Source organism: Streptomyces sp. NPDC056948, from assembly GCF_042674225.1.
Classification (GTDB): Bacteria; Actinomycetota; Actinomycetes; order Streptomycetales; family Streptomycetaceae; genus Streptomyces; species Streptomyces purpurascens.
This window is the reverse complement of sequence record NZ_JBHUQX010000353.1, coordinates 1-10169: the sequence shown is the minus strand read 5'-3', so window position 1 is coordinate 10169 and position 10169 is coordinate 1. Positions and strand designations below refer to the sequence as shown.

At 72.4% G+C, this 10169-nt stretch carries 8 protein-coding genes; 5 read left to right on the top strand and 3 right to left on the bottom strand.

The window, feature by feature from the left end; translation table 11 throughout:
- From ACFTZL_RS33800 to ACFTZL_RS33785, 4 genes are all read left to right on the top strand, one after another.
- Nucleotides 1-2284: lipopolysaccharide biosynthesis protein (locus ACFTZL_RS33800; protein WP_382590743.1), on the top strand; the 2284-nt coding region annotated here is incomplete at its 5' end.
- Nucleotides 2285-2512: 228 nt separating this feature from the next.
- On the top strand, nt 2513-4327 hold the full coding sequence (locus tag ACFTZL_RS33795; protein ID WP_382590740.1) for a glycosyltransferase: 1815 nt from the start codon (nt 2513-2515) through the stop codon (nt 4325-4327).
- Nucleotides 4324-4764: a hypothetical protein gene (locus ACFTZL_RS33790; protein ID WP_382590737.1), complete on the top strand. Its 441-nt coding sequence runs from the start codon at nt 4324-4326 to the stop codon at nt 4762-4764. The genes ACFTZL_RS33795 and ACFTZL_RS33790 overlap by 4 nt, the downstream gene beginning before the upstream one ends.
- Nucleotides 4761-5897, top strand: coding sequence for a glycosyl hydrolase (locus tag ACFTZL_RS33785; protein WP_382590735.1), 1137 nt, complete (start codon nt 4761-4763; stop codon nt 5895-5897). Before ACFTZL_RS33790 ends, ACFTZL_RS33785 begins: the two co-directional genes overlap by 4 nt.
- A gap of 17 nt (nt 5898-5914) precedes the next feature.
- Here ACFTZL_RS33785 and ACFTZL_RS33780 read toward each other — a convergent pair whose 3' ends face one another.
- From ACFTZL_RS33780 to ACFTZL_RS33770, 3 genes are all read right to left on the bottom strand, one after another.
- Nucleotides 5915-6670, bottom strand: coding sequence for a polysaccharide deacetylase family protein (locus ACFTZL_RS33780; RefSeq protein WP_382590749.1), 756 nt, complete (start codon nt 6668-6670; stop codon nt 5915-5917).
- Between the two features lie 83 nt (nt 6671-6753).
- Nucleotides 6754-8103, bottom strand: a complete 1350-nt coding sequence (locus ACFTZL_RS33775; RefSeq protein ID WP_382590733.1) for a glycosyltransferase — start codon at nt 8101-8103, stop codon at nt 6754-6756.
- Between the two features lie 23 nt (nt 8104-8126).
- On the bottom strand, nt 8127-9197 hold the full coding sequence (locus ACFTZL_RS33770; RefSeq protein WP_382590746.1) for a GNAT family N-acetyltransferase: 1071 nt from the start codon (nt 9195-9197) through the stop codon (nt 8127-8129).
- Nucleotides 9198-9383: 186 nt separating this feature from the next.
- Between ACFTZL_RS33770 and ACFTZL_RS33765 the strand changes: the two genes are divergently transcribed.
- The coding region (locus ACFTZL_RS33765; protein WP_382590731.1) for an HAD family hydrolase at nt 9384-10169 on the top strand (786 nt) is incomplete at its 3' end.

Here is a 10169-nt window from a genome sequence, read left to right as displayed (position 1 = left end):
CACGCGCGCCGGAGGGGGCGGGCTCGAGCCTGCCGACAGCGACCACACGCACGACTCGCTGTTCAAGAACGCCTACTTCCTCATGCTCAGCACCGGTGTGTCCGCCGTGCTGGGCCTTGGATTCTGGCTGGTGGCCGCCCGCTACTACTCCGAGGAGGCCGTCGGTCAGGGCTCCGCCGCGATCGCCGCGATGCGGCTGCTCGCCAGCATCACGGCGACGACGATGATCGGGGCCGTCGTGCGCTTCGTCCCGCGCGCGGGACGGGAGACCGGGCGCCTGGTGTGGGGCACGTACGTGGCCAGTTCGCTGATCGTGGCGCTCGCGGCCGCCGTCTTCCTGCTCACGCTCGACGCCTGGGGAGCGTCGTACGCCCCCCTGGGCACACCCTTCGCGGGGGCGGTGTTCGTCGCGGCGTGCGTGGCCTGGGCGCTGCTCACCCTCCAGGACGGCGTGCTCACCGGACTGCGCAAGGCGGAGTGGGTGCCCGCCGGGAACGCGGTGTTCTCGGTCGGGAAACTGGCCCTGCTGGCCGTCTTCGCCGGCACGCTGCCCGTCCTCGGCATCTTCGTGTCCTGGGCCGTGGCGATCGCCTTCTCCACCCTGCCCCTGGGCTGGCTGATCTTCCGCAAGCTCATCCCGCGCCAGGCGGACCACGACCGCGAGAAGGAACCTCCGAAACTCCGCGACATGGGCCGCTTCCTGGCCGGGGACTCGCTGGGCGCGCTGTTCAGCCTGGCCATGATCAACCTGTTGCCGGTGATGGTCGCGGTCCGCTTCAGCGCCGCGGAGAACGGCTACTTCTACGTGGCGTACACCGTCGGCGGCACGATGGAGTTCATGGCCATCAACATGGCCTCGTCCCTCACCGCGCACGCCTCGCACGACCCGCGCCAGCTCGCCGACGGCGTCCGGGGAGCACTGCGGCGCATGACGCTGCTGCTGGTCCCGGTCGTGCTGGTGCTGGTCCTCTTCGCCCCGTACATCCTCACGCCGTTCAGCCCGGACTACGCCGAGCACGGCTCGACCGTGCTGCGGCTGCTCGCCCTCGGCGCGCTGCCGCGGGTCGTGGTGGAGCTGTACATCGGCGTACTGCGCGTCCAGGGGCGCACGGGTGTGCTTGCGGCGCTCCAAGGTGCCATGTGCGCCCTGGTGCTGGGCAGCGCGGCCGTGCTGTTCACCCCGGCCGGGATCGCGGGCGCCGGCTGGGCGGTGCTGCTGAGCATGACGCTGATCGCCGTCGTCTCCACGGTCGGGCTCCGCGCGGCACTGCGCCACAACGACAGCGCGCCCGCCGTCCGCACCCCCGCCGACCCCTCCTACGGCACCCGCTGGGCCAAACTCAACGCCACCGCCGGGTACGGCACGACCTGGGCGCGCCGGGCCGCGTACCAGCCCAAGGACGGTGACCAGGACACGGTCACGCTGTTCATCGGCCGGCCGGGGTACGAGCGCGAGGCGTTGCAGGCGGACACGCTGGCGCTGATCGTGCGGCCGGAGGTGCCGTCCCGGGAACCACCGCACGAGCCCGGAGAACCACCGCACGAGGCCGGAGCACTACCGCGCGAGTCCGGAGCACCACCACACGACACCGGGGAACCGCTCACGGACCGGGAGCCACAGGAACGGCGGCTGAGAGGCGCCCTGTGGAGCCTGCTCGGTGTCGCCGCCGTCTTCTTCCTGGCACCGCTGCGCGACCTGCCCTGGCTCGACGACGCCTCCGAAGCGGCACTGACCGGGCGTGAGCTGCTGGAGGGGCTGCCATTGCCCTCGCTCACCGCGGGGGGCCTGCTGCTCGTGGTGTTCGTCGCCGCCCTCACGCTGTGCACCCGGCGCGACCCGTGGCTGCCCGGCACGGCGCTGTACGCCGCCGTGCTCGCCCTGTACACCGCACCGGTCGCCCTCGGGCGGGAACCGCGGCCGGTGGACGGGGCGTTGTATGAGAAGACGGCCGGCTTCCTCGCGGACACGCTGGGGCTCGACGGGCCCGAGCCGCTGCTGCGCTGGGCGCCGCCGGTCTGCCAGTTGCTGTGCCTCGTGCCGCTGTGGCTGCTGCTCGCGAGCGCGGGCGGGCGGCTGACGTGGCCGGGGCGCTGGGGGGTTCTGTATCTCGTCGCGGTCGGCGGCTGGGTGTGGCGCGACGCGCTCGCACCCGTCGCGCCGCCCCTGCTCGCCGTCCTCGTCCTGCTTCTGCTGCTCCGCCGCGCCGCGTCGGCGTGGACGCGCTCCCGCTCCATATCCAACCGACCGGCCGGCGGACCACCGAGCCGCCGGCCCAGCGACTGATCACGATCCAGCGCCGAACCGACACGATCCGGCGCCGAACAGAGTCGAACAGAGCCGAATCGCCAGGGGGGAACCACCGTGCGTCCGCGAGCAACTCCACGGGAGAGATCCGCGCCAGAACCCACACCTGCCCGGGACGAAGCGGACTCGTCGGCTCCCCGCCCCGAGACCTCCAGCCAGTCCTCCAGCCCCTCTTCCTCGGAGTCGTCGAGCCCCGCCCATGAGCCCGTGACGGACCTGTCCGATCTGCCTCCCGTCTGGCCCGGGCGCCGGGCCCTCGCCTGGCCCGGCGTGCCGCTGTTCGCCGCGCTCGCCCTCTGGGTGTACGCCGTGCGGCACACCGATGTCTCGCGGCTCGACGACTACGGCCTGGTCACCGCGCTGCACCCCACTTTCTGGGCGGGCCTCGCGGTGCTCACCACCGGCTTCTGGTTCACCGTGCGCGATCCGCGCCGGCGGGGCGGCTGGGCGGCGGCGTACGTCCTCGGGCTGCTGGTGATGGAGCGGGCCACCCAGGCCGTGGTCTACCCGACCCCGCTGTATGCCTGGGCGTGGAAGCACGAGGCGGTCATCGACCATCTGCTGACGGCCGGCGGTCTGCAAACGGCCGACCAGGTCGGCGACATGGCGGTGTACGACCAGTGGCCGGGCTTCTTCGCCGCCCAGGCCGCCCTGGTGCGGCTGCTGGGCGTGGACTCGGCCGCGATGTTCATGGCCTGGTGGCCCCTGGCCTCCAGCTTGATGCTGCTGCTCCCGCTGCTGCTGATCTACCGCACCTTCACCGAGGACCGGCGGCTGATCTGGACCGCGGTCTGGCTCTTCTACGTCGCCAACTGGGTCGGGCAGGACTACTTCTCGCCCCAGTCCGTGGCCTACGCGCTGCATGTCGGCGTGCTGGCCGTCGTCCTGCGCCGCTTCGGCCGGTCCGCCGTGCGGCGCGGGCAGCCCCGGCAGGCCGTATGGACGGTGGTGATCACCGTCATGCTCGTGGCGATCGTCATCTCCCACCAGCTCACCCCGGGCATGCTGGTCGTCTGCCTGCTCGCCCTGTGCGTCAGCCGCCGCTACCGCGACTGGGTCCCGGTGGTCACGACCGTCGTGATCTTCCTGGCCTGGTGTCTCACGGCGGCGCTGCCCTTCCTGTCCGCCGCGATGCCGGACATGATCCGCTCCGTCGGCGACGTCGGCGCCAACGTCGAGACGGGGTACGGCGCCACCCCGACCGGCACCGGAGCGATCGCGACCTCCTGGGCGGCCCGGCTGCTGTCCGGATCCGTCCTGCTGTTCGCGGCCGTCGGTGTGCTGCGCCAACGGGTGCTGCGGCACCGGGCCCGGCCGCTGCTGCTGATCGCGGCGGCCCCGCTGCCGATGTTCGCGGCCAGCAGCTACGGCAGCGAGATGATCTTCCGGGTGCTGCTCTTCATGCTGCCCGGCGCCGCGTTCTTCGCCGCCGCGGCGCTGCTGCCCAAGGTCCGCACGCTGGCCGCCGACGCAGCCGCGCGGGAAGCCGGCGCCCGGCAGCCCGCCCCCGCCGAGGGCGGGCGACGCCGGCTCGGTGTCTGGGTGCCGCTGGCCGCACTGCTCGGCGGAACCCTGGCGTTCGTCCCGGCCTACTCGGGCAAGGACCGGATCAACTACTTCCCGCCGCAGGAAGTGGCCCTCGTACGGCAGCTTTTCGACCAGGCGCCCGACGGCTCGCTCGTCGTGGCCGCCAACCGCAACTACCCGCTCGCGTACGACTCCTACTGGAGCGTCGACCACTACTGGTTCCTCGACGACGCCCGCAGTCACGTCGACCGGATCGTCCAGCAGCCGGCCGCCACGCTCGCCAGTGACATGGCCGGGGTGGAGCGGCCGGCCCGGGCCTACTTCCTGCTCACCCAGGGACAGTTGGCCAACTCCGAGATGAACGGCCAGCTCACCGGGGCGCAGCTCGACCGTGTCCGGAAGTCCGTCGCCGCCTCACCGCGGTTCCGGCTCGTGGCGCAGAACAGCGCCGGATGGCTCTACGTACTGAAGCAGGCTGGGGGAGCGGAGCGATGACACCGCAGGATCTCGTGGTCCGGATGCTGCCGCCGTTCGGCGGCTGGCTCGCGCTCGCCGCGCTCGCCCTGCCCGGCGGATCGCCGCTGCGGGGTGCCGCGGTCGTCCTCTTCCTGGCCGCGGGCCCGGGCGCGGCGATGGTCAGAGTCTGCGCCCCCGCACTGGGGGCGCGGCCCGCCGAAGGGCCCGTCGAGCGCCGAGACCCGGACTTCGCACGCCACTCCGACCTGCTGGAGCGGCTGATGCTGGTGCTGTTCATGAGCATCGGTGCCGTGATGCTCGTCGCGACCGTACTGATCGCCACGCACACCTTCAGCGCGCAGCGGGTGCTGCTGACACTGACTCTGCTGACCACGCTCGCCGCGTTCTGTCCGCCGCTGCGCGCCTCCCCGCAGCCGAGGACGACGCCGAGTACACCGAAGGGTTCCGCTCAGTGAGGTTCAACCGTCCCCACCGTCCCCACCGACGCCACCGTCCCTTTCGCCGCGATCCGGTCAGGACCGAGCGGCCGGCCGCCGGCCCGTTCGCATCGAGCCGGCGCCGTCTGCTGATCACGTCCGCCACGGTCGTCAGCGCGGTCCTGGTCGGCGTACTCGCCCTCCGGGACGCCTCCGGACCGGACCCCCAAGGAGCCGGTTCCGACGCGGACTGCCGTCCCACGGCACTCCTGGAACCGCCCTGCGGAGCCTGGTTCGGCGCGTTCGTGCCGCACGAACGCGGCGACCTGCCCGAGAAGGTGCGCGCCTACGAGAAACGCGTGCGCCGCGAGCTGGACATCGTGTACACGTACCACGACATGTCGCTGCCCCAGGGCACCCGCCGCGAGGGGCAGCTCCTCACCCCGGAGGAACAGCGCGTCGGCGAGGACCACCTGCTGCTGCTGTCCTGGGAGAGCAAGTGGTGGGGCGGTACGAAGAAGCAGCAGCCGACCTGGAAGCAGATCGCGTCCGGCGAGCTGGACGACAAGGTCATCGACGTCCAGGCCGAGCGCGTCAAGGACTACGGCAAGAAGGTCTTCCTCTCCTTCGACCTGGAGATGGACACCCGCACCCCGGCCAACGGCACCCCCGCCGAGTACGTGAAGGCGTACCGGCACATCCACGACCGGTTCCGCGAGCTGGGCGTCGACAACGTGGTGTGGACGTGGATCACCACCGGCTATCTCGACCACGCCGACGAGATGAAGCGGATGTATCCCGGCGACGAGTACGTCGACTGGATCGGCTACAACCAGTACAACTACTACCGCTGCCACAACACGGGCTGGATGTCCTTCGCGCAGACCCAGAACACCGCGCACGACTGGATCCGCGAGAACATCTCCGACGACAAGCCACTGATGCTCTCCGAGTTCGGCACCGCCGTGGACTCGGCCCGCCCGCAGCGGCAGGCCGAGTGGTACGCGCAGGTGCCCGGGGTGCTGAAGGGCCTGGAGGGCGTCAAGGCCGCCCTCCAGTGGAACTACCGCGACCCCGGACCGCACTGCAACCTGGCGCTGGCGAACGACGCGGCCTGGGACAGCCTGCGCAAGGCGGCCGCCGACCCGTACCTGAACCAGCCGCTCAAGTAGCACACCGGTCAGCCGGGTCAGCCCGCGAACTCGGGCCCGTGCACGACGGCACGGGCCCGCCGGTACCAGCGCCACGCGATCGTCTTCGGCCCGTCGCGGTACGGCGCGACCCGCGCGCCCGCCCCCGCCAGCCAGCCCTCGACGTCGGCGACGGTGTGGGTACGCCGGACGATGAGCCGGGCTATGCGGTACCGCTCGTCGTGATCGGAGCTGAGCGCGTGCCGTACGGCGGTCGCCGTCTCGTAGCCGGCCCGGGCCGACATGGCCCGCACCCGCGGGCTGTTGTAGCCGTGCGGATAGGCGAGGTGGCGGATCTCGTGTCCGAGGGCGTCCTCCAGCACGGCCTTCGACGTGCGCAGTTCGTACGCCAGGTCCTTGCCGGACAGGGTGTCGAGCTGTGCGTGGGTGACGGTGTGGCTGCCGATCTCCATGCCGGAACGTTCCAGCTCCGCCGCCCGGTCCAGCGTCATCATCGGGGCGGGGGGCAGCAGACTGCGGCCGCCCGGGGCGATGGCGCCGGTGGTGAGATAGGCGGTGGCGGGCAGCCCGCGGTCGGCCAGCGTCTCGGCGGTCGGGCCGGGCAGATCGGCGAAGCCGTCGTCGAAGGTGAGCAGCACGGGCCGGGGCGGCAGGGGCGCCCGCCCGGCCAGGTGGTCGGCGACCGCGCTGATCGTGACGGGCGTACGGCCGCTGCCCGCGAGGGCGTCGAGGTGGGCCGCGAACTGCCGTGGCGTGACCGTGAACTCGGCGATCCAGCCGGGCGGGTCGTCCATCACGGCGTGGTACAGGAAGACGGGGATGGCCGGGGCGCCCGAGGGCGATATCGGCCCCTCACCACGCGTACGCGCCGACGTCCTCATCTCGCCCCCCGAACAGTCCCCCGAACAGTCCCCCGAGCAGTCGCGCGAGCAGTCGCGCGAACCGTCGCGCGCAGCGCCCGCCGCGCCCGCACATAGCCGAGGGGCCCGTACAGCATCCCCCTGCGCTGCAACCGCGACAGCCGTCGCGGCCAGGGATGCGTCCGCACGTCGTGGTCGCCCGGCGCCCCGCCCCCCTCCGTCTCGCGTACGGCCGTCAGCGTCCGGGCGTGGGCGAGGCCGCGGGGCAGCCGCGCGAGGAACGCCGGCAGCAGCACGGGGCGGTTCACCAGCACGGCGGTCAGATAGGCGGTGAGCCCGGCGCCGTAGCCGTACGCCTGGGTCTCCAGGTCCTGCCAGGTCTCCCGGTGGTGGTGCCACACCAGTGCGGACGGCGTGTAGCGCAGCCGGTGTCCCTGGGCCAGGACACGGACGAAGCCGTAGAGGTCGTCGCCGCCCCGGGCGGCCGTACCGGCACCGGTGGCCGGGTCGAAACCGCCGACGGAACGCAGCACCGCCGTACGGAACGCCATGTTGGCGCCGGAGCCGAACCGCCCCGCCGTGAAGGGGAACAGCGGTTCGTCGCCCGGCGGACGCGCCGGGTCGTACATCCTTGGAGTGAAGCCTTTCGCGAAGCCGCCGTGGCTCTCCAGCAGTACCTGGGCCGGGGTCGTCAGCCGCGCGGGCAGGATCAGCCCGGTGACGCAACCGAGTCCGGCGTCGGCGGCGAAGGGCGCGGTCAGCTCGGTCAGCCAGCGCGGGTCGGCGACCACGTCGTCGTCGGTGAAGGCGACCACCTCGCCCCCTGCGGCCGCGAGACCCGCGTTGTGCGCGACCGCGAGGCCGGGCACCCGCTCGCACACGTACCGCACGCGCTCGGCGTACTTCCGCTCCACCAGCTCCCGCGTCTCGTCCGTCACCGGCGCGTTGTCGACGACGACGATCTCGAACCGCGGATGGTCCTGCGCCAGCAGCGAGTCCAGCGCACGGGCCAGTTGCCCGGCCCGCTCCCGGGTCGCGACGACGACACTGGTGTACGGAGGCTCACCGGGCGCACTGGGTTCACCGGCGTCCGCGCGCGCGGCAGGAAGGGGCGCACACTCCGCCCGCGCCCGCTCCGCCAGCACAACCCGCGCGTCAGCCCCCTCCGGTACCCGCCCGAGCAGCGTGCCCACGGGCCGCCCACCCCTGCGGACCAGCACGAACACCTCGCCGTGCGTCACCGGCGGGCTGCCCGGACCGGGTCTGAGCACCGCCTCGTCACCGTCGAGGTCCAACTCGGCGACCTGCACCGCCCCGATGTCCAGGAACCGCCGTATCTCCTCCTGCGCACGCGCCGAACGAGCCATGCGCCCCTCACCCCCCACTCGTGTCAGGTACGGCGCAGCCGGGCCGCGCCCTTCAGGGTCCGCGCGGCCAGCGCCGCGAGCCGCGGCCTGCCGCGGACGAAACTGTGCGCGCGGCGCGCCGGCTCGCGGCTCAGCCAGTGCAGCGCCGCGCCCGCCCCGGGCCGCGTCACCGCACCCTCGTACACGGGCAGTTCGCCCGTCTTCAGCGCGTCCTTGTACTCCGCCGCGCCCCGCCCCAGGTCGAGCATGCCGATGCCCTCGGCGGCCGCCGCCTCGGCCATGCGCAGATGCAGCACCAGACCCGGCGAGTACTTCGCGAACTCCGGGTCGTAGGCCGGGAACCAGCAGGCCAGGACGGATGCCGAGCGCAGTCCGAAGTGCGCGGCGACGGGCCGCTCCCCGGCGTACAGCACGGACAGCGTGCCGGCGCACTCCGGTGCCCGGGTCCCGGCCAGCCGTCCCACGAGCCGGGTGATCCACTCCCGTGCGAAGCGGTCCTGCCGGCCTGTCCTGCGGTACTGCGCCGACTTCCACTCCATGAGGGTGCGCAGCGCGGCCGGGTCGCGTTCGTCGAACACGAACCGCGGCTCGCCGGCCTGCCGGCCCAGCTTGCGCTCCTTGGCCAGGGTGGTCTTCAGGAACTTCGGCGACTGGGCGCGCAGCACCGACTCGTACGTCTCGTAGCCCTTCTCCACGTCGATGACGTAGGTGGCGTGCTCCTCGGCCGCGTACCGGACGAACAGCCGCTGCTCGGCCTCCAGGTTGTCGAAGGCGAAGCTCGACACCGAGCACGCCTTGAGGAGCCGGCCCGTGTCCAGGTCCAGGCCCGGCCGCAGGATCGCCCCCTGCGCGTCCGAGACGCCGAGCCCGATCGCCCGGCCCTGGCCCAACGGGCCCCGTTCATGGGGCAGGAAGCCGACCGGCTCCAGCCCCTCGTACACCACCGCGATCCGTGCCTGCGGCCTCACCAGGCCGACGGCTTCGGTGAACTCCGGTTCCATGAAGGGGTTGCGCGGTGCCTCGGAGGCAGCGCGCAGTGCGCGCCAGCGCTCCCTCTCCCCTTCGCCGAGCTCCCCGGGCCCAGCCACGCGAATGCGCCCACTGCTCAACCTGACCCCCCGATCAAGTCCCCCCTGGACACTTGGAAGGTACCGCCCGAGACGGCCTCGCGGGTAGGTAGCGGACCATGTTGTTGCCAACTGGTACAGAGGCCTTCAACCGGGCAATCGGTGTCCACGGCGCGATGAAACGAAGGGGCGCGCTGTCCGTATTCTCAGATCATGGCCGCACCCATCGCATATTCACTCATCGCCACCGACCTGGACGGAACGCTGCTGCGCGGCGACGACACCCTCTCCGACCGGTCGCTCGCCGTGCTCGCGCGGGTGGCGGACACCGGTGCCCAGCACCTCGTGGTGACGGGCCGGCCGGCGCCGCGTGTGCGACCGCTCCTCGACGACCTCCGCTGCACGGGGCTCGCGGTGTGCGGACAGGGCGCGCAGGTGTACGACGCCGGCGCGGACCGGCTGCTGTGGTCCATCACCCTGGACCGGGAACTGGCGGAGACCGCGCTCGGCAAGATCGAGGCCGAGGTGGGGCAGGTGTACGCCGCGGTCGACCAGGACGGGGTCGACGGGCTCACGCTCATCGAGCCGGGCTATCTCATGCCGCACCCGACCCTGCCGGCGGTGCGGGTCGACCGGCGCGACGACCTGTGGGGCGAGCCGATCAGCAAGGTGCTGCTGCGCCATCCCTACCTGACGGACGACGAGTTGGCGGCGACGGCCCGTTCGGTGGTCGGCTCACTGGCGACGGTGACGATGTCGGGGCCCGGCACGGTCGAACTCCAGCCGTGCGGCGTCACCAAGGCGACGGGCCTGGCGCTGGCCGCCGAGCATCTGGGGCTGCGGCCGGCGGACACCATCGCCTTCGGCGACATGCCCAACGACATCCCGATGTTCGACTGGGCCGCCCACGGCGTCGCGATGGCGAACGCCCATCCCGAACTCAAGGCCGTGGCCGACGAGATCACCCTGTCGAACGAGGACGACGGCATCGCCGTCGTC